This is a genomic window from Leptospira kmetyi serovar Malaysia str. Bejo-Iso9, from assembly GCF_000243735.2.
GTDB lineage: Bacteria > Spirochaetota > Leptospiria > Leptospirales > Leptospiraceae > Leptospira > Leptospira kmetyi.
Map to the genome: position 1 here is coordinate 3,375,311 of NZ_AHMP02000003.1, position 19,787 is coordinate 3,395,097.

General features: G+C 43.4%; 21 protein-coding genes. 6 read left to right on the forward strand and 15 right to left on the reverse strand.

Translation table 11 applies throughout. The features are described 5' to 3' along the window. Nucleotides 1-220: 220 nt before the first annotated feature. From LEP1GSC052_RS18315 to murB, 4 genes are all read left to right on the forward strand, one after another. Entirely contained in the window at nt 221-1,555 is a 1,335-nt protein-coding gene (locus LEP1GSC052_RS18315; protein WP_040913188.1) for a hemolysin family protein, read from the forward strand. Nucleotides 1,556-1,570: 15 nt separating this feature from the next. Continuing rightward, nucleotides 1,571-2,113, forward strand: a complete 543-nt coding sequence (locus LEP1GSC052_RS18320; protein WP_010572810.1) for a phosphopantothenoylcysteine decarboxylase — start codon at nt 1,571-1,573, stop codon at nt 2,111-2,113. 16 nt (nt 2,114-2,129) lie between these two features. Further along, on the forward strand, nt 2,130-2,816 hold the full coding sequence (locus tag LEP1GSC052_RS18325; RefSeq protein ID WP_010572809.1) for a phosphopantothenoylcysteine decarboxylase domain-containing protein: 687 nt from the start codon (nt 2,130-2,132) through the stop codon (nt 2,814-2,816). A 290-nt stretch (nt 2,817-3,106) separates the two neighbouring features. Further along, nucleotides 3,107-4,063: a UDP-N-acetylmuramate dehydrogenase gene (gene murB, locus LEP1GSC052_RS18330; protein ID WP_040913189.1), complete on the forward strand. Its 957-nt coding sequence runs from the start codon at nt 3,107-3,109 to the stop codon at nt 4,061-4,063. 41 nt (nt 4,064-4,104) lie between these two features. On the opposite strand, the gene LEP1GSC052_RS18335 is transcribed toward murB, so the two are convergent. The 4 genes from LEP1GSC052_RS18335 to LEP1GSC052_RS18350 form a co-directional block, all read right to left on the reverse strand. Then, nucleotides 4,105-5,088 carry a sensor domain-containing diguanylate cyclase gene (locus LEP1GSC052_RS18335; RefSeq protein ID WP_010572806.1) on the reverse strand — a complete coding sequence of 328 codons (984 nt, stop codon included), beginning with the start codon at nt 5,086-5,088 and terminating at the stop codon, nt 4,105-4,107. A 123-nt stretch (nt 5,089-5,211) separates the two neighbouring features. After that, entirely contained in the window at nt 5,212-5,712 is a 501-nt protein-coding gene (locus tag LEP1GSC052_RS21840; protein ID WP_010572805.1) for a DUF1564 family protein, read from the reverse strand. Between the two features lie 103 nt (nt 5,713-5,815). Continuing rightward, nucleotides 5,816-6,409 carry a TetR/AcrR family transcriptional regulator gene (locus LEP1GSC052_RS18345; RefSeq protein WP_010572804.1) on the reverse strand — a complete coding sequence of 198 codons (594 nt, stop codon included), beginning with the start codon at nt 6,407-6,409 and terminating at the stop codon, nt 5,816-5,818. Nucleotides 6,410-6,500: 91 nt separating this feature from the next. Further along, nucleotides 6,501-7,178 carry a hypothetical protein gene (locus LEP1GSC052_RS18350; RefSeq protein WP_010572803.1) on the reverse strand — a complete coding sequence of 226 codons (678 nt, stop codon included), beginning with the start codon at nt 7,176-7,178 and terminating at the stop codon, nt 6,501-6,503. A gap of 130 nt (nt 7,179-7,308) precedes the next feature. Between LEP1GSC052_RS18350 and LEP1GSC052_RS18355 the strand changes: the two genes are divergently transcribed. Further along, on the forward strand, nt 7,309-7,983 hold the full coding sequence (locus tag LEP1GSC052_RS18355) for an OmpA/MotB family protein (protein ID WP_010572802.1): 675 nt from the start codon (nt 7,309-7,311) through the stop codon (nt 7,981-7,983). A gap of 32 nt (nt 7,984-8,015) precedes the next feature. Here LEP1GSC052_RS18355 and LEP1GSC052_RS18360 read toward each other — a convergent pair whose 3' ends face one another. Further along, on the reverse strand, nt 8,016-8,372 hold the full coding sequence (locus LEP1GSC052_RS18360) for a DoxX family protein (protein ID WP_010572801.1): 357 nt from the start codon (nt 8,370-8,372) through the stop codon (nt 8,016-8,018). A 392-nt stretch (nt 8,373-8,764) separates the two neighbouring features. Between LEP1GSC052_RS18360 and LEP1GSC052_RS18365 the strand changes: the two genes are divergently transcribed. Further along, the gene (locus LEP1GSC052_RS18365; protein ID WP_084492254.1) at nt 8,765-9,202 is read left to right on the forward strand and encodes a CBS domain-containing protein; all 438 of its coding nucleotides are present in this window, start codon (nt 8,765-8,767) and stop codon (nt 9,200-9,202) included. On the opposite strand, the gene LEP1GSC052_RS18370 is transcribed toward LEP1GSC052_RS18365, so the two are convergent. The 10 genes from LEP1GSC052_RS18370 to LEP1GSC052_RS18415 all read right to left on the reverse strand — a co-directional run bounded on the left by LEP1GSC052_RS18370 (nt 9,173) and on the right by LEP1GSC052_RS18415 (nt 19,754). Beyond that, nucleotides 9,173-10,447 carry a glycosyltransferase family 4 protein gene (locus LEP1GSC052_RS18370; RefSeq protein WP_020986046.1) on the reverse strand — a complete coding sequence of 425 codons (1,275 nt, stop codon included), beginning with the start codon at nt 10,445-10,447 and terminating at the stop codon, nt 9,173-9,175. The two genes, LEP1GSC052_RS18365 and LEP1GSC052_RS18370, sit on opposite strands and share 30 nt — an antisense overlap. A 90-nt stretch (nt 10,448-10,537) precedes the next feature. Then, nucleotides 10,538-10,954: a YfeK family protein gene (locus tag LEP1GSC052_RS18375; RefSeq protein WP_010572798.1), complete on the reverse strand. Its 417-nt coding sequence runs from the start codon at nt 10,952-10,954 to the stop codon at nt 10,538-10,540. 73 nt (nt 10,955-11,027) lie between these two features. Continuing rightward, entirely contained in the window at nt 11,028-12,197 is a 1,170-nt protein-coding gene (locus tag LEP1GSC052_RS18380) for a hypothetical protein (RefSeq protein ID WP_010572797.1), read from the reverse strand. 105 nt (nt 12,198-12,302) lie between these two features. Beyond that, nucleotides 12,303-12,896: a 2-hydroxychromene-2-carboxylate isomerase gene (locus LEP1GSC052_RS18385; protein WP_010572796.1), complete on the reverse strand. Its 594-nt coding sequence runs from the start codon at nt 12,894-12,896 to the stop codon at nt 12,303-12,305. 54 nt (nt 12,897-12,950) lie between these two features. Then, nucleotides 12,951-13,901 (reverse strand): CE1 family esterase, encoded by a 951-nt coding sequence (locus LEP1GSC052_RS18390; protein WP_010572795.1) that lies wholly within the window; start codon nt 13,899-13,901, stop codon nt 12,951-12,953. Between the two features lie 2 nt (nt 13,902-13,903). Beyond that, nucleotides 13,904-14,416: a hypothetical protein gene (locus LEP1GSC052_RS18395; RefSeq protein WP_010572794.1), complete on the reverse strand. Its 513-nt coding sequence runs from the start codon at nt 14,414-14,416 to the stop codon at nt 13,904-13,906. Continuing rightward, nucleotides 14,417-15,025 carry a hypothetical protein gene (locus tag LEP1GSC052_RS18400; protein ID WP_010572793.1) on the reverse strand — a complete coding sequence of 203 codons (609 nt, stop codon included), beginning with the start codon at nt 15,023-15,025 and terminating at the stop codon, nt 14,417-14,419. Next, nucleotides 15,026-17,485, reverse strand: coding sequence for a hypothetical protein (locus LEP1GSC052_RS18405; protein ID WP_010572792.1), 2,460 nt, complete (start codon nt 17,483-17,485; stop codon nt 15,026-15,028). Beyond that, nucleotides 17,478-18,899, reverse strand: coding sequence for an MDR/zinc-dependent alcohol dehydrogenase-like family protein (locus tag LEP1GSC052_RS18410; protein WP_020986783.1), 1,422 nt, complete (start codon nt 18,897-18,899; stop codon nt 17,478-17,480). The genes LEP1GSC052_RS18405 and LEP1GSC052_RS18410 overlap by 8 nt, the downstream gene beginning before the upstream one ends. 78 nt (nt 18,900-18,977) lie before the next feature. Continuing rightward, nucleotides 18,978-19,754, reverse strand: a complete 777-nt coding sequence (locus tag LEP1GSC052_RS18415) for a class II glutamine amidotransferase (protein ID WP_010572790.1) — start codon at nt 19,752-19,754, stop codon at nt 18,978-18,980. Nucleotides 19,755-19,787 lie beyond the last annotated feature (33 nt).

Sequence of the window (19,787 nt, forward strand, 5' to 3'; positions counted from 1 at the left end):
TTTTTCAAAACATCGGTTCTATAAAATCTAGGGTTTTTTTCTTTTAAACGATCGACATTTTTCGCCAATTCAAAGACTCTATCCAGTAAAGTCACATGGACCCCGAAGGTAGTCAGTTCTACATTCCAACGATAACCGATTTCCGCACTTTAAACCCAAAGACCGGGCACTTTCTAAACTCACGCAATCTTAGATTCAATCTGATCTCTATCCTCCCAAAATGGAACTAATCGGCTTTTTCATCATAGTCTTACTTATATTTGCCAATGGATTTTTCGTGTCTGCGGAATTCGCTTTGGTTTCGATCCGTCCTTCCCGTCTGGAAGAATTGATTAAGGAGAATAAACCTCTCGCCCTCGTCACCAAACGGGCCGCTCAAAAACTGAACGACATGTTGTCCGTTTGTCAGGTCGGAATTACGGTCGCCAGTCTTCTGTTAGGTTGGGTCGGCGAAGGTTACGTTTCGAGATGGCTTACGTTTCTTTTGGAAACGCTCGGATATTCCACGAACGAAGCCACGATTCACGGTTTGGCGATCACGGTTTCGTTTACGATCATCACGTTCTTGCATATTCTTTTGGGAGAACTTCTTCCCAAGACGATCGCGATTCAAAACACCGAAACGATCGCGCTTTTTATCAGCATTCCTTTATTCTTTTTTTATTATCTGTTTTACCCGATCACGTTCTTTTTAAACGAACTGACTTCCTTTCTTTTGAAGCTGATGGGAATTCAGGCGAACAAAAGTAGAATGATGCATTCTCCCGAAGAATTGATGATCATCATCGAAGAACAGAACAAACAGGGTAAGATCGATCAGGAAGAATTTCAGATCATCCAAAACACGTTTCAGTTCTCCGAACACCAAGCGAAGGACGTGATGACTCATCGTCTGAGTATCATCGGAATTCCGCACGATACCACGATGGATTCTTTGATTTCGATCATTGCGGAACATCATTTTTCCAGATATCCGATCTACGAAGGTAACACCGATAAGATCATCGGGATCATTCACGTTCAGACGTATTTGACTTGGTTGTCCAATTCCAAAAAAGGCCGTAAGGAAAAAGTGACCGCCATCATGCAACCTCCGATCTTCGTTCCCGAAGGTCTTTCGATCGAAAAGGTGATGCAGAAACTGCGCGAGAATAAACAACACATGGCGATCGTCATCGACGAATACGGCGGTGTTTCGGGTCTTTTGACCTTGGAAGATATCATCGAGGAAATTTTCGGACAGATTCGGGACGAAACCGACGATCACGAAACCGATCCGTTTCCGGCCCAACATTCGGACAGTTTTACGATCGACGGAGAAGCAGAACTCGACGAGTTGAAGGAAATTCTCGTGGGTGTTCAAGACGAAGAGATCAAGGACATTCGGACGATCGCGGGTTTTATTCTCGGCCGTTTGGAAGATATGCCGGAAGAAGGTTCTACGATTTCTTTGCAAACCGGAACGCTTACCGTCGAAAAGATGGAAGGTAATAAAATTCTTTCCGTACGTTTTACGCGAGTCAATTTAAGCAATAAAGCTCAGTCTAAAAAATAAAAACCGGAAACGTCCATGTCCAACCCTGGAAAAGAAATACTCATCGCGGTTTCGGGAAGTATTGCGGCTTATAAGGCCTGCGAACTTGTAAGAAATCTCACGAAAGAAGGTTATCCGGTCAGCGTGATCATGACCGCACACGCTACCGAGTTTGTCGGCTCGATCACTTTCGAGGCGATGACCGGTAAAAAAGTCCGCATCGACGAATATGAACAGGGAATGGCTCATATCGACGCTAAGAATTCCGCGTCCGTGATCGCCGTAGTTCCGGCAACCGCAAATATCATCGGTAAAATGGCGAACGGAATTGCGGACGATCTTGTAACCTCCACTTATCTTGCGGCGAATTGTCCTGTGATCGTCGCTCCTGCGATGAATCCTTTTATGTATGCTCATCCCGCGGTTCAAAGAAACCTAAAACGTTTGGCGGAAGACGGCGTGATTCTCGCCGATCCTTCGGAAGGTGTGGTCGTTTGCGGCGACGAAGGTTACGGGAAGTTAGCCGAAATCTCCGTCATCCAAAAGTTGATCTTGGATGTGTATAAAAGAAATTCTTAATTAAAGAGAAACGAGATTGGGATTTTCCAAAGCAATCATCACTTCGGGTCCTACGAGAGAATGGATCGATCCGGTTCGATATATATCGAACGCCTCTTCCGGTAAGATGGGTTTTCATATCGCGGAAGAAATCGGGAAATGGATTTCCGACGTCGTTTATATTCACGGTCAAGTTTTAGAAGATTATAAAAAGCCGAAGGGTTCACGGAGAATTTCCGTTGAGACAACTTCCGATTTATGCGATGCCGTGATCGGCGAGATCGGGCCGGGAACGATTTTGATTATGGCCGCAGCTCCGGCGGACTTCCGACCAGCAAAAAGTAAAGAATCCAAAATCAAGAAAGAAGACGGTAGCGAAACGATTCTTTTAGAGCTGATCAAGAACCCGGATATTTTGAAAACGGTCAGTTCTAAGATCGCTCGAGAGAATATTGTCGGTTGTTGTTTGGTCGGCTTTGCGGCCGAGACCGATTCTTTGGAAGAATATGCTCGGGGAAAACTTAAGAATAAGAATCTGGATTATATCGTAGGCAATTACGTCGGTAAAAATGAAAAAGGATTCGGCGAGGTGGATACGACGGTTTCTATTTTTTCCGCTTCCGGTAAAGCGACAGAAATCGGTCCTTTTCCCAAGGAGTTGATTTCCGAAAAGATCGTCGAGTTTTTGAAGGCGGAGACTTCGAAGTCGGCTTTGAAGTTTTAGTTTTTGGTCGGAAGTACGGCCGAAAGTGATCTACAGATTCGGCGAGAGGTCGGCGGGTCTCCTCGTTTATACTAATCCGGCCAGCTTCTCTTGGTCTTGGGCAAGAAGGATAACCGATTCACAGTATGTTTCCCAGTCGGTTCTTCCGGAAGCAAAGTCGAGATAAATAGATTCTAATAAAAGAAAAAACATAAATCACCTCTTCTTTTAACATCGAACCGGTTTTGGAATTTCCTTGAGTTCTTTTTCTTGTGGAAGAGAATGGGGGAGGTTCTTTTAAGTATTAAAATATGTCTCCCGCGCTTTCAAAGTCGCAGATCTCGGGCTTAAAACAAAGTTTAGAATCTTCTCGAATACCTTTTAGGTCGGAAGTACGGCTAGGAATTCTTTCATCCTTTAAAATAGGCGGAATCTGTCCCGTTGTTGTAGAGCCTGAAAACTCGGAACAGGTGTTGGAAGCTCTTTCGATCTTTTCAAAATCCGAAATTCCTTGGAAAATTCTCGGAGGCGGCTCTAATTTACTGATCTCGGATCATCCTGATAATTTTGTAACGCTCCGTTTGTCGGGAGGTTTTAAGGAATTCGAATCTTTGGGTGGAGGAAAATTCCGAATCGGTTCCGCTACCAATACAACGCCGACGTTTCGCCAAATCTCCCAACTGGGTTATACAGGCGCCGAGTTTTTGAGTACGATTCCCGGTTGGACGGGCGGAGCCGTCATTCAAAATGCAGGTTGTTATGGGGGAGAATTATTCGATTTGATTCAAACCGTTGAATTTTTAAGAAACGGCGAAGTTTTGATTCGTAAACCGGCTGATATTAAACACGGGTATCGATTTACGGAATTTTTAAATGAGAAAGATTCTATTGTTCTTGGAATTGAGATTCTTCTTAAGGAAGGAAACTTGGAAGAAATTCAAGCTTCGTTAAAAGATAAACGAGATCGAAGAAATTCTTCACAACCAGAGAATAAGAAAAGCGCTGGTTCGGTTTTTAAGAATCCTAAAACTTTCGGAGAAGACGGCAAAGAAATTAAAGCTTGGGAACTGATCGATCATGCAGGTTTAAGGGGAACTGCGAAAGGCGGCGCTCAGATTTCTCCGGAGCACTGTAATTTTATCGTGAATGTCGGAACTGCGACTGCAGCCGATGTAAACTACTTGGTTGAATTGGTTTTGGATCAGGTTTTTCAGAAAAGTGGAATTCGCTTAAACAGAGAAATCGAATATTTTGGAGATATACCTTAATTTTTGTTCGGAGTTCCGACCCAAACTACTAGTACAAAACCTCACTCTTTCGAAGCATACATAGAAAGATCCGCTTCGTGAATCAATTCATCCAATTTCTGAAGAGACCCGACAGACATTCCCCAAGTAAAAAGAAACGGCGGATTATTCTCCTTGCACTTTTTCAAAAGAACACTCATTGCCTCATGAAATCGACTTTGTGTCTGAAGGATTTTATCCTTATTCTCGTGCTGAACAAGAACTAAAAACTCATCGCCGCCGATCCTAAAAATCTTATCAGTGCCGCGAATCACGTAACGAAGAATATTCGCAAAATGGCAAAGGACCTGGTCTCCGGTTTTGTGACCGTACGTATCGTTGATCATCTTAAAATCGTTTAAATCCAGAAGAGCGACTAACGCAAGATGGTCTTCCATTCTTCGGCCCGACCATTCTTCCTTTAGATGATTCAGTTTATTACGATTAAAAACCCCGGTCAACGCGTCTCGAAAGGCGAGAACCTTGGTTTCTTCATATTGATTTGAATTCAACAAAGAAATCGCCGTAAAGTCCGCGATCGTTTGAAGAATCACTAAGTCCTCCGGAGAAAAAGACGAACCGTCGAATCGATTTACCAATTCAATAACTCCGTGAACTTGACCTCTAAAGATCATCGGAACCGCAATGATTGTTTTGGTTTCGAACCCCGTTCTATCATCGACCCTTCGGGAGAATCTCGGATCGTTTCTTGCATTCTCAACAAAAACCGCGGATTTCGTTTGAACGACGGATCCGGCAATTCCTTCACCTGACTTTAAACGGATATTCTTAATCCGATCCAGTTCAAGACCTTCTGCGATCAAAAAGAATAATTCTCCCGAACTTTCATCGTATCGCATCAAACTCCAGTTTTCCGGACTAAAGAATAAGCGGACTTCTTCCATGACCGCATCAAGAACCTCTTGTTGTTCGAGAGAAGATGTGATAATTTTACCGATTGAAGAATATAGTTTTATCAATTCGGGTTTTGTGTCTTTTAAAGTCATGGCGATTTCTATTTCTTTAGACGAATCTATGAATTCTTTGCTAATTTAGTAAGAACTTTTATTTTAAAAGACAAAACCGTTATTTATCAAGATATTTCCGAATTGTCTTTTCATTTTATTTCATTAGGAATCGAATATCAACTCAAACGTTATAGAATTCTTTTCTCTTGAAAATTTTTGCAGAAGACTTATTATTCCGAATTTCGTTTTAGAAATTCCTTCTTTTGCCGATTCTTCGTTCGAAAGCCGTCGTTTTTCTAAATTCGTTAATAGGACAAAGGCTTTGCACATCGATACTCCCAAATATCGAGCGATTGATCTCAATTCAGCCCAATCATTCTCGTTCGGTCTAAACGAAAGACGAATAAGCCCTTGAAATTTCATCTGATAGGATGTTCGTTCTTTTTTATGCGGTTCTTGATTTCTAAGAATTTCCAGTCTATGATCTTTTAGGAGTTTCTTTAGATAAAAAGCTAAATTCCTTTCCCGTCTGATTCTTTTGATCACATAGGAATAGAGTTCGATCGGCACATAAAAATCTGCAGTAAATCGACTTTTATCTTTCCCTAACTTTAAGTTTCGATTGTGTAAAAATTTTTTGGAATTTTTCTTTGTTCCACCCATGCCCTAAACGGTTTTTGAAGTCGTCGAGGGAGAAGGGTGTTTGATACTTTTTTTTGAAAAATTTGAGTGATTGTTTAGAGCGGAGTTCCGACCACTAAGATCACTAAAGATCCAAGATCAATCTAACTCGATCCTCCAAGCCGCGAACCCGATCCAAATACAAAGCGTCAACGGAACAAGCAAGAACCAAACTGTGTAATAGATCCACACAAAGAGAAAGTTTCTCGTCTTTTCGATCGATTCTTTCCGTTCTATCGAATGCGACCTCGAGAAGTTTTCTATATTGACTACCGTATCTTTCCGTATATTCGTTTTGAAGGTTCACGGGAGCGGAGTAGATCAAACTGAAAGGCAACCTTGCTTTGTCGGGATATGCTTTTGCAGTTTCCGCAACGGCCTTAAAGATGGAAATCACTTCGATGTGAAGACCTTGGTCCCGGACGACTCTTCTTCTTATTTCATTAAGAATGAGTAAATGGGTCGCAATCAGAGCTTTTCTAAAAAGATTTTCTTTAGAATGAAAGTGGTGATAAATACTCGGTTGTTCTAAACCGCACTCTTTGCTGATTTCTCTTAGGGATGTTCCATGAAAACCTTTTCTAGAAAACGCGATAGCCGCTCCTTCTAAAATTCTTTCACGGGAGTTTTTATAGTCTCTATTTAAGGGATATAGAGGACTTCCGTCTTTTCTTAACACTTGCTTGGTAACTCCGGTTTTATGGACCTATATTTGTTGAGTGGCCCTAAAACTTTTTTTTCAAATATCTTAATATTCTATCATTCAAACGTCAAAATTCTTTTTTGAAAACCTCAAAATAATTTCTAGTCTCGTTAGGAATGATAGAAGGATAAGGTCCGAATCCCGGGTTATTCTGATTCGGATTATATTGACCCTTATTGTCTTTTTTATTTTCGTTTGCTTGATAGCTGATTAAAGTGCTGAATAAAAGTTCAAAATTCGCAACGTTTAAAGTAGAATCTTCTAAAGTGATTTCCACTAAGAAGTGATTGCCCGAACTCGTATAATCGAACTCGTAAAAGAAGACCGGATCGGCATAAGCGGAAAAAATCGGAGCAATCTTCTTATCTTTCTTATCACTTCTATAAATCTGAACAAGGAAAGAATGGGCCGTGTCATCGTGAGCCAAGCCGATTCCTAATTTGTATTTTTGAGTTCCTTCCTCTTGGATAGAAGGAAGATGAATTTTATAAATAACTGAGTTCCCTCTAAAAACGGCTCCGTTGAATTGGTGCTTTTTCTCTACGTTGTATCCGGAATCACGAAGATTTCTTCTTACTTCTTCTAGGTAAGCTCTCAGTTCCTTCTTCTCATCTGCCGGTCTTCCGACCACCGACGTACCAGCAGGCGTTTTGTCTTGTGGAGCAACCGAACTCGAAAGGCAAAAAACCCCTAAAAGCAACGTTAAACTAAAAATTTTGTCTAATTTGGAAATCTTTCCGTTCATTGAATTCTCTTCCTACGTAGTGTAGTCGAGCGGGAACTAGATGAAAAGATTTTTTTATTCATTCATATACCCCTTTTGTTTTTTTCCGGATCGCCGACAAATAAAGTAGATACCAATTCGGCGGAATTTCATGAAATTAAAGACCATATCCGTTTTTATCCTTTTGACCCTAACTAACTGCGTTTCCAATTCCAAATACGATTCGTTATTAAAAGCCTACGAAGAATCGAAACAAGAGAATCAGAGAATTCTCGGAGAAAAAGAAGGTCTTTCCCGATCTTTGGACGAATTAAAACGAATTCAGGAAGAATCCGAGCAAAGAATCCAGGAATACAAGGGATTGATGGCGACTTTTCGTTCTTTGATCGATGCCGGTAAGCTTAAAATCAAGATCGTAGACGGGAGAATGGTGGTCGTGCTTTCATCCGACATCCTCTTTCCAGTGGGATCCGCATTCTTATCCCCGGTCGGAACTACGGCCATCCGCGAGGTCACGACTCTGCTTGCCTCTCTCGAGGGAAAACGTTTCCAAATCGAGGGACATACCGACGACACCCCGACCGGAATCAAAGGTTATACAAACTGGGAATTGGCCTCTTCCAGGGCTCTCAACGTTCTCCATACGATGGTAAAAGCGGGAATGCCCGAGGTGAGAATCAGCGCGGCGAGCATGGGCGCTTCCAGACCCGCCGTACCGAATACGTCGCCCGAAAACAGAGCGGCTAACAGAAGAATCGAAATCGTAATCGTACCCGATCTAAGCAATCTTCCCGGAATGGAAGAGTTGAAAAAATACGCCAACTGATTCGTTTTCGAGAATATTCTATAAATTGAATATTAGGTAAACGTGTAAGCCCAATAGATCAATAAAAGTTGTGTGGGAAGACGCAGAAGCAGAGCCCATTTTGGAGGGTCCGTTTTTCTTCTGGATTGATAGTGATAAAGATTGGCGGGAAACACTGCGATTAAAAGAAGAATGATTCCCCAGGCGCCGAGTTGTCTCGTATCGGGAAGAAACAACATCGCACCCAACGCGATTTCGATCACGCCGCTGATGGAAACGACGAACTTGGGATAGGGAATGTAAGGCGGCATGATTCTTAGATAGAATCTGGGAATGACGAAGTGAAGGATTCCGGCGACCACATAAAGAATCGCCATAGTGTAAAGACTGATAACGGTTAATTCCGGCATATTAGGTTCCTTTTCAAGAATAAAAGATTATACCCGATCGGAACGAAATCGGATTAAAAAAATCAGAATGTTTTCTTTTCTCGTCCCCGAAATCTGCTGTTCCTTTGTTTTCGAACTTTAACTTGAAAGCCCGAAATTCTCAGGGAACTGATGTGCTGTTGACGCGATTCTTCCTTTCTAAAAACGTCTTTCTTGTTTAAGAAACGATTCGAAATTAAATTCATAGGCAACCTTCTCCTTGCCCTGGAATTACTCGGTCATCATAGGAAAACTCGATAAAGTACAAGAAAAAAAAGAATTCCCGCGAAATTTTTTTACCTTTTATTACTCAGGATAGAACGGGTTTTTGAAATATTCTTTTCGACCTTTTTTCGAGTTCGAGTCTCGGAAGAATGGACTTAGACAAACCTCTCAAGGAAATCATGACGACTCGGATCTTTACGACCAACGTCAAAGATTCCATTTCGCGTATCGGAATGATTTTTCAAAAATTCGAGTTCCATCATCTTTTAGTGGTGGACGATCAAAAAAATCTTATAGGAGTCCTTTCGGATCGGGATTATTTAAAGACGATCAGTCCTTTTACGGGAACGAGAATGGAAAGAATTCAGGATTCTCAAGTAATGAATAAAACGGCTTCTCAAATCATGAGTTCCTTTTTGATTACGGCTCACGAGGATCAAAGTCTGCGTTATGCGACCGAGCTCATGCTTCGTTATAGGATTTCCTGTCTTCCCATCATGAACCGCAGAAACGAAATCGCGGGAATCGTAACGTCCAGGGATATTTTGAACGAAATCCTAAAAAGCCCTCTCGATTTGACTTCTTGATTCCACGATTCTCAGGAAGTTGATCTTTTCGTTCGCTTGTTCTTCCAAGTATTCCATAGAAATTGAATATTCAGAATATATGTTTTCCAGGGATTGCGCGACTTTTTCCCAGGTGCATTCCATGGCCTTCTTTCTCGCTTTGGCGGCGATTTTTTTTCTAAGAACCGCGTTGTTGGAAAGAAAACAAGTCATGTCTATAAACTCTTGTTCCTTGCCGAATCTTGGAAGAAACGCGGAAACTCCGTGTTCCAAATAAGAATTAGCCGCGGCGTATTTGTATGCGACCAAACCGAGTCCGCTCGCCATCGCTTCGAGAACCACGTTTCCGAACGTTTCCGTCATACTCGGAAACAAAAACAAATCGCCGGAAGCGTAGTGTCTGGCTAAATCTTCTCCTTTTTTTAAACCGCAAAAGATAAGATCCGGATTCTTATTTTCCAAAGAATCTTTCAAAGGACCCTCGCCGACGAGAACCATTTTCGCGTTCGGATTCGATTCCTGAATTTTACGAAACGCTTGGATGCAAAGTTCTATGTTTTTTTCGGCGGCGATTCTTCCCACATACAAAACCGCGAGTTGATCCTTGTTCACTCCCCATTCTTTTCTTAAGGAAAGATCCCTTTTGGACGGATGAAATAAATCCGTATCGATTCCTCGGGAAACGATTCTTACGTTATCGTATCCTTGTTTGAAAAGATTTTCCACCAAGTCTTGCGACGGCGTAAGAGTGATCGCGGTCCTGTTGTGAAGTCGCTTTAAATAATTTCCAACGAGTTTTCCTGCAAAACCCACCTTGTAGTATTCCGTGTAAGAATGAAAGTTCGTTCTAAAGTCGCTGACTACCGGAATTCCCAAGTCTCTTGCGGCGCGGACCGCGGACCAACCTAACGGGCCTTCGGTGACCACATGAACGATGTCCGGTCTTTCCTTTTTAAAATGTCGCTTTAATATCCGCTTTGCGGGAAATCCGAAACGCATATCGGAATACATCGGAATTCTACAACCCGCCATCAGAACTTCGCGATAACCCCTTCGATCGTTTACCGAATCCTTCAGTCCTTGTCTCGGACGAAACAAAAGAATATCGTGTCCACGATCCACGAGATCGTTCACCATTCTATGAAGGGTTTTTGCAACTCCGTTGATTTCGGGGAAATAAGTTTCCGTAACTACGGCAACTCGAAAGATTCTTCTTCCCGGAATCCGAGCGGGCGAGATTCGATTCGGTTTTGGATTGGATCGCATGCCCGGATACTACCGGGCGGAGGTAAGAATCCCATTAAAGAAATATTAAATTTTCGTTACAGACCTCGTTTTCAATACGAGGACGAAAGTTCAGTTCTTTTTAATTTTAGTCGGTTTAACGGGAGAATTCTTCTTTTTTAATATTTCTTCCCATCTTTCCTTCAACCAAACCCCGGATTCTTTCGTTTTACCGTCCGCGAATTTTACGAGATACGGTTTTCCGGACATGCTCGATTTCGATCCGATATGTTCTATAAAGTCCGGGATCGTTTGTATTTTTCCGTCGGCCGCGTTTAACTTTCTTTCCATGTGTTCTCTCGCTTCTTTGGGATCGTGTTCCGATCCGTTGCGTATGAACTTGCATTGGCAGGATTCGAGGCTTCCCATGAGAAGATTCAAATCGCTACGAAAGTCCGAGTTCGACGGTGTTCCTTGCGCGGACACGAACGCGGAAGTAAAAAACGAACAAAGAAGAATGGAGAATGCTGAGATTTGCTTTTTTATCATGGAATCTTCCTTTGGCTTTTTGAATCAATCCGCATTAGTTCTTTATAAAAAACTCATATATAAAATTCGATTTCTAAAATTCGATCGGAGTAAACAAGGCTAAGTGAAAGGTTCTGAATTCGTACGTATATCCGTTGTCCTTGAAGAGAGGACCTCCGAACGCAACCCGAAACTTAAAGAATCCTATCTTGGGAGTTTCGAAATAAAACATAAACGAAAAAACCTGTTGTTTGCTGAAATTCACTTGGGATCTCGCCAAACTTCCGAGCGCCAAGGCCTCCATCGGAGTATAAGTTCCCGGATGCGCAAAGTAAGCGTAAAGAGCCAGAGGATCGGGTCTAAGTAAACCTTTAGACGCGTAATAATAACCGAGCGTTTCTAAATTCTTACCCTGAGATAAACCCGCTAAAAGATAACTCACAAGTGGATCTCCGCTTGCGGGGCTGATGTTTCCCGTAATGAATTGAAGCGCTGAGATCGTATTTAAGAATTGAGTACGATTTGTGCTATCGAGCAAAAGATAACCCAAACTCAAAGCCGGATCTTGAAAGTCGACCGAACCGGTCATCTTTACGTTTGCGGGACCGGCTCCCACACCGAGACGAAACGAATCAGAGCCTTCTTTTCCTAAGTAAAGAATGGGAACCGCCATCGAATAAACACCCTCGACTCTCGTGTTCACGTCCTGTTTGGTTCGATCATCCGAAGAAGTTGAACTTCCCGATGATTTTGAGGAAGACGAAGAAGAGGATGAAGAACCGGAGGGAGCGTCGATCGGTTTCGGCATAAACTGGTTGTCCAAAAAGAAAGTCGAGTTGTGCAGAAGAAGATGTACTCCAACATATTCAGAAATTTGAAAGTCTCTGGACTTAACGTCCAACATCCAAGTCGCCTTACCAGGGCCGTCTTGCGTCATCGTCGCGTCGTTTCCTTTACCTCGGATGTCGACCGTAACACTTTCCAAGGTCACACCGGGGTTGATGGAAAACCACTTCGGCCCTTTTTTCTTCGGATCCGTTTTGGGAACGTCTTGATTCGGGATCGGAGCCGGGTTGGGATTTAGATACTGATCGTCGTTATAACGGGGCTCTTCCGGAGTCGGTGCTACAGGAGTTTGCGCGAAGATGCGCGGACCGAAAAGAGGTTCGGACGGAATTCCGAAAGACTTGGATTGAGCGAAGGAAGAATCCAACGCGACAAAGAATACGAGAACGAAGACGAGACGGTTTGCTTTTATTTTCATACGGTTTGTTTTTTAGTTTTTATACTTTTGAGAATCCGGTTAGGACAAAAAATCAAAACGTTTCCGATTCGAAAATGATTCTTAGAGAGGGCCGGGTAAAAAAAATCAGGAAAGTTTCAGTTCTTCTAATGCGTCTTCCAAGCGGTCGTCGCCCCAGAAAAGTTCGTTTCCTACGATAAAACTCGGAGCTCCGAAAATTCCGAGATCCATCGCCCTTTCGGTTTGTTTGCGAAGAAGATTTTTCACTTCCTCTTTTTTGGAATTTTCCACGATCTCATTTCCGTTTAATCCAAGTCCGTTTAAAATCGAGATCAGAATTTCCGGATCGGAAATATCGGAATCTTTCGCGAAGTTCGCCCGGAACGTTTCTCGAATGAAGGAAGAGATCCAAGGTTGATCCGCATTGGCGACCGTGATTCTGGAAGCGAGAAGGCCGTTTCTCGGAAATTGGGTCGGAACTACGAAATCGATTCCGTATTTACGGCTTCTTCGGGTTAAGTCCTTCCACATATACTTTCCTTTCGACGGATAGATATTAAAGGGAGAATCGTTCCAGCCCTGTTCCTTAAAGATCGGTCCGAGCAGAAACGGCCTCCATACGATTTCTACGTTTAGATCTTGGATACGTTTTTCGATTCTCATCACCGAAAGATAGGAATAGGTGCTCGCAAACTCGAAAAAGAATTCAATTTTTTGCATACGATTCATTCTCCCTTTTTTGTTCGAACTCGTAAGAATCGATTTCGAATCGGATTAAGGTTCCAAAGTCGATTTAAAAAAAGACCAAATGTCTTCGGCCGGATTCAGCTCGAACGTCGAGTTTCCGAGCGAACCCGCAAACGGAATTTTCCTTTCGATTCCCGGCCAATTGTGACCGCCGCCTACGACCTTGTAAAGACGAACGGAAGTTTTTCCCTTACACTGATCGTAAGAATAAATTTCCAATTTCGTTTGATCGTCCTTTACGTCCCTCGTTTCGAGTTTGGAAGTTTTGGAACAGGAATTCCAACCGAGCCAACGATCGACGGATTCCTCTACGCTGAGAATTTGTCCTCCGTCTCTCACATAACCGCCGTAATACGGAACAGTCGGATCGTCCGTTCCCGCGATAAACGCGACGGAAACGTTCGCGCTCGGTTCGAAATTCTTCAGAACGTATTCGGAAATTTGGGAAGATACGCTGACTCCGGCACGGAATCGTTTCGATTTTTCGAGGAGCATTCTTTGCGTCATAAAGCCACCGTTGGAATGACCTACGATAAAGATCTTATCTTGCGCGATCGGAAAGAGTTCCGAAAGATGTCCGATTAATTTTTCGATAAATTCTACGTCGTCGATCTTATTCCGATCCGCGGGTGTGGCTCCTCGACCGTCGGCCCAACTTCTGCTATAACCGTCCGGATAAGCCACAAAAAATCCTTCCTTGTCCGAGACCTCGTTGAACTTGGAATCCTCCATGATGTTTTTTCCGTTGCCCAATCTTCCGTGAAGTACCAAAACCAAAGGAAGTTTCTGATTTTCCCCGATCGGTTTTTTGGGGGCGTGAAACCAATACGTTCGAGAAGTTCCGTTTAGGTTCAGACTTTCGTGACTTGCTCCGTCCGCGAACTTTTGTCGATCTCCTCGCAACAATCTACAGTTTCCGGAGCCAAGAAGAATCAAAATTAAGAATATTCTAATGATTGAATGCGTTTTTTTGTTCATCGTTATTTTTCAAATTCCTGAATCGAATCGAGAAGAGTTTTTTCAAAACTCGAAGAAGGCCAATAAAAAAGGGATAAGGGAAGAATTAAAAAACCTCTCCACTGATCGAGGACGAGATGATGAACCGTTTCTTTGGGACGTTTTCCCTTTTCCGAAAGTCGATATACGATCGTATGTTCCGTCTTGTTGTAATACGGAATCACTCCGAAAGTCAAAAGGCTCGCAAAAAAGTTTAGTACGTGCAGTTTTCCGTAAGAATAAAACGGTTCCTGTTCTTCGAGAATGATCTCCAGAAGTTCTTCGGATTGTTCGTCCTCGGAAATCCCTCTTTCCAGAAGATTCTTTTTGATATGAAGCATCTCCGCGTTGTAAAGCGTAAAGCCCGTGAACTCAAGACGGAACTTTTTGCCCTTAGAGAACGAATGGGAGTTTTGAATCACTTCGGGAGGATTCGTAAAGCCCGCGCAGAAATCAAAAGAAAGAACACATAAGAATATTATGATTTTCTGATTCATTTAATAGATCGACCTCGAATCGAAAAGGAATTTTTCCGCGTAGACCGAGTATGCGGAACGGATTTCTTCCCTGTCGTCGATAAACGCCAGTCCCAGGGAAACCCAGCCGAGCGCTTGGACGCTATCGATCGAATAGGAATATTCTCCGATCTTTCGGTTCCATTTCCAAACTCGAAAGACCACCTTGTCCTCCGATTTCTGAAGAATGGGAACGACGAAAAAGGTTCTTATTGCAAGAAGCCGGTTGAGAATATATAACGAAAATTGAATGGGTTTTTTCTCCACCATCCACGAAACGGGTTGGGATTGTTCTCCGAATAAAAGACCGAGCCTCGGAGCCTTTTCCAAAACGATTTGAATTTTGATTTCCGTATCCGATTTAGAATGAATGGAAATTTTTTTGAATCGGTTCGAAAGATGGATCGTTCTTAAAATTTCGGAAGCGAGTCTTTTGCTCGAATCTTCCTGCCAACCGATCAACTCGTAAGAAACTTCCTTATCGATCGTGAAAGAATCTTTCGGAATACTCGGAGGAACGTTGCCCGTCAGAAACGTGGAGCAACCCTGCAATCCAAGAAAACAAAATACGAGAATCGAACGAAGGAACATTTAGATTCGATTTCCCCAAGGATCGATTTCGTGGTCCACCGCATAAAGACCGGGAGGAAGAATTTTTCCTTTTTTGGACTGATCGGCCATCCCCAAAGCCGCCGAAGCGAGTTGTCCGATGATCGCGTCCATTCCTTCCGTGGGAACGCCGTAGAATAAAAAGTTGATCGGACTCAAGTCGCTTAACAAAAAGAAGGTCTTTTCGATTTCCTTACCGTCTTTCGAAACGTAGAACGTGACCTTGCCGCCTTGATCGATTCCGGATTGAGGATCCAGGATCCGATCGAATTCCAATCGAGCCGGAAGACCTCCGATTTTTTTATCGTCCGAAAAGGAAAGCTCGTCGATCCAATGGATGAGATCGGTGTATTCCGCGGTTTTTGTGGACCCCGATACGATCAGAATCTTGGATTTGTTTCCGTTGAGAATCAGATCTTCGAAATGTTCCCGTTTTAGGATCGAGTTTCCGATCACGCCGAGAATCAGATCTCTGGAAAGAAATTCTTCCTTTGCGATTTCGTCTATCGTTGCATAATCGTGTTTGTTCGGTTTGGAAACTTTGAGATCGACTTGAACGAGATCTTGATTGGTTTCGTGCAGTCTCGATTCGAGATATTTGCAAAGAAAGGAACCGATGTTTCCTTTGGCGCCGAGAACCAGAATTTTTCTCGAGGAAAGAATCATTCCTTGTCCGTTTAAAATCGCTTCGATCGCGTTTAAGATGGAATAGGCGACTTCTTTCGATTCTTCTCTTACCTTTTGATTGGAGATCGCGATGGAGAATGCGGGTAAGAATAATTTTTCGTTTTTATCACGAACGCTCTTCAGTCGATCGTAACCGTTTCTTGTATGTTCCACGGTTCCGACTAACGTTTGTGAAAGAAACTCGCTTACTTTCATCTTGGGCGCTTCTCGTTGTACGGAATATTCCTTACAAAGGAAGTCTACGTCCTTTCCTGCAAGAGCGAAGTCGTTGAAGAACGGCGCGATATAACCGCCGTCTTCCACGAGGATCGTCTTTTCTTTTTTGGAATGAGAATCCAACAAAAGGTTCAAAAAAAGATGTCCCGAAAGAAGTTTCATCGCGTCGAAAAATCCGAGCTTCTCCTCTTCCAAACGATCGTATAAATTTTTAAGTTTCGACGAATCGCTGTAAAGCGGTGAAACGGAATAATAGATCTTGTTCTTGGGGCCGACCTTGAGTTGAAGACCCGACATATAAAAATGATCGGTGGGAACGTCCAAAAGAACGTCCAAATACGCGGAAGGAACCACACCACCGTATTTTACGAACGAAACCGTGAGTTGTTTTGCGCCGAGTCTTCGAAAGGTTTCGATCAAGGCCACGATTTCGGATGTGATATGATGTATTAGAAAAACGTTAAATCCCGTTAATTCGAAGTCGTGATTTTCGCGGTTCGCGATCTTTTCGAGGATCGGCATCCGTTTTAGATAATGATTCAGATCGAGGGTCGTTCTTTTCGCGTTGAAGCTGAAATTCAAAACACGATCGAGTCTGGAAAGGTCGATGTAAACCTTCGTTTGATCCGTAAGTTGGACCAGAATCGTATGACCTTCCTTGAGATGTTTTGCAATCTCATGATCTTCTAATACAAGAAAAATCTTTTTGAATAAGGGAAGGGCTTCGATCGGATCGGTCTTTACGATTTCGTCCGAAAAAACCTTGTCCCAGAAAACGCTGATCTGATCCAACTTTCCGAGAGGGGTTTTTTCGATCTGTTCGAACACGCGCGAAAAGGAACGATTCTCTTCCGCGTAGGATTTTTCTCCGCGTTGGGCCGCGCTTAGAATTCCGTTATTGATCGCTTCCGCGATTTTTGTACTTCCGGCGATGAAAATTCTCGAGCCGATATCATCCACGATCACGTGAGGAACCGCGGTTAAATCGATGTTGGCGCGATCGTAATTCTCCACCGTCAACCGGAAGAAAAATTCTCCCGGTTCCTTTTGATTGGGAACACGCTCGAGAATGAATTGATAGTCTATGTTTTCGTTCGGACTTGCGTGATGAAACGGAAACACGAGCGCGTAGATCGAACAGTTTTCCGGATCTTCTCCGTAAAACTCGGGATGAATTCTTTTCGCCCAAACCTGTCTTTGAAACGTTCCGAAGACGGTTCTTAAATGATCCTGAAATTCTTCCTTAAAAAGGAGAATGTCCTTCAACACTCCGGCTCTTGCATAAATTTGAATATACCCGATGTGCATATTCAAAAGTTCGCGATTGATGTTCGGATTGATCTTGTAAAAGATCGTAACGTCTCCGATTCCGTTTTGGACCTGCTCGAAAACCTCTTCTCCGAGAGTTCTGGAAAGAATGGAAAGTCCGGTGAAGATCCTGAGATTTCTAAGATCGAGATCCCAGATTCCTTCCTTGCCTTCTTTCAGGGTCGGCCCGAGAGAAGTTTCTAATTCTCTAAGAATGGAAGAATTAGGCATGTTCGATCACTACTTTGATTGCTTCCGGAGTATGTGCGGTCGTAAACGCTTGCGGAAGATTTTCGGGAGAATACGAATGAGTCACCATATTCTTTTCCAGCGCTTCCGAAACGTTTTTGTTTTCCTGAAGGAGTTTGATCGCAAGATGAAAGTCCCCGCATCGGGAAGAATGGATCGATTTATTCGCATTCAAAAATTCTAATAAAGAATTTCCGTTCGATTCTCCCTTAAAAAGAATCGCACTGCGCGGACGGATCAAAGAGTTCTCGTGGTTTTTGTTCGGACGAATGAGAAGATCGATTTCTTCCGCGGTTCCCGCGATTCCCAGATCGAAGCGGGGAACGTGTCCTTTGAAATCGGGCGATTCCAAAATCTTTTCGGCGTCCTCAATACTTCCGTAATATACTTTGAAATGAGAAGGCAATGAAATTTTACCGACGCTCGGGGCCACATAAACGGTTTGGTTGGAACGATTCTCCTTCTCCCAATGAAAATTCAGATTTTCGTCGCTGAACTTTAAAAGGGAAAGTTCGTCCACGACGAGTTCGGTGAGTTTTTTGATTCCGAATACTTCCTGTCCGTTCGTGGTTTTGAGATGAAGTTCTCTATTAGAAAGTTTTAATGCACTTTCGAATCCGCCGGTTGTGCTCGTCGTGTCGTAGATGATCGCGAAGCGATTCTTAAGCGCTTCCAAGCTTTCTTTTCTAAGGTCGATCGCCTCGTCGGCTCCGAGGTTGAGGGAAAGTTTTAAAAGATGATCGTGTCTTGCAAGCGCTGTGATTTTAAAATCGATTTTAGAGGATGCTCTAAAGGCGGCTAACGCGGCTATGACGAGACTTCCCAATCTTCTCGGACCGAGAACGGCTACGTTGTCTCCCTTCTTCGGCGGAGATGCGATCACGGCTTGCAAAGACGCGGCGAACGGTTCGATCAACACGGCGGTTTTATCGGGGAGATTTTGATACGGAATCGCCGCGTTCTGAGGAGCTAAGATATAAGGACCGAATCCACCGGGAAGTCTGTCGATCCCGAGAACTTTTCTTTCGGGGCTGTGCGACGGAATTCCTTCTTCGCAAAATTCATCGGAAGGTTTTTCTCCTCTCGCTTCGAACGTATCGTTGATCTCGACTACGTATTTTTGTTTGGTTCCGTTTTGAGGTTCTATGTCTTCGGCTATGACCTCGTGTCCGATCACTTGCGGAAGCGGAAACGGAAGAAAACGACGGGAAAGATCCGTGGAACAAACTCCGCAGAGTTTGGATTTTAAAAGTTTATAACCGGGTCCGAGATGTAAGTATTCTTTTCCGTTTCTGGAAATGTCCCAACCTTTTTCCAAACTTCCTTCGAATTGATAATCCGCTTTTTCGAAAGTATCATCCGAACGATAGTCCATGGCTTCAAATTGGATTTTCATACATCACCCTTGGTTTAGACAAAGAATCTAAGAATTACGGTCAGTGTAGAATTCGGTTGGATTCCGACAAATCCATTCTCATCGATTGGAGAATACGATTTTGCCTTTCCTCCAGACGGAAAATTCTCCCGGTTTGCAAACGGTCCATTCTTCGTTGGATGTGAGCGGTTGTGTGGCGATCACGGTGACTATGTCTCCCGGTGTTGTCACCTTTCGAAAGTCCACGCTGAGATCGGCGTCCACAAGTCGGGCCTTTCCGAACGGAGATTTGCGTGTGATCCACGAAAGTTTCGTGGAACAGAACGTGTAGAGATTTTTGGAATCGCTGAGAAGCAGATTGGAAACTCCTTTTTGATGGAGTTCCGACATATAACCTTCGACGGCTTGAAAGAGTTCGGTTTCTTTTTTCGGAGGAGAATGGAACTTCTTTTTCAATTTTCCCAAAAGCCAACAAAATGCGAACTCGGAGTCCGTACTTCCGACCGGTTGGAAATCACCGAGGGATTCTTTCTTGATGCCCTTAAACTGACCGTTGTGGGCAAAGGTCCAGTAGGAGCCCCAAAATTCTCGGATGAAAGGATGTGTGTTTTTGAGATCCACTTTGCCGCGGTTGGCTTTTCGAATATGACTGATTACGATTTCGCTTTTGATCGGAAGCGTTTGGACAAAGGCCGCGATCTTGGATTCGACACCGGGTTCCGGGTCGTGAAATACGCGAAGTCCTTTTCCTTCGTAGAACGCAATTCCCCAACCGTCCTTGTGCGGGCCGGTCTTTCCCCCTCTTTGGACGAGTCCGGTCAGGCTGAAACAAATGTCAGTCGGGACATTGGCGCTCATTCCGAGGAGTTCACACATTCCATTCTTCCTTTGATTTTCGTTAATATAATG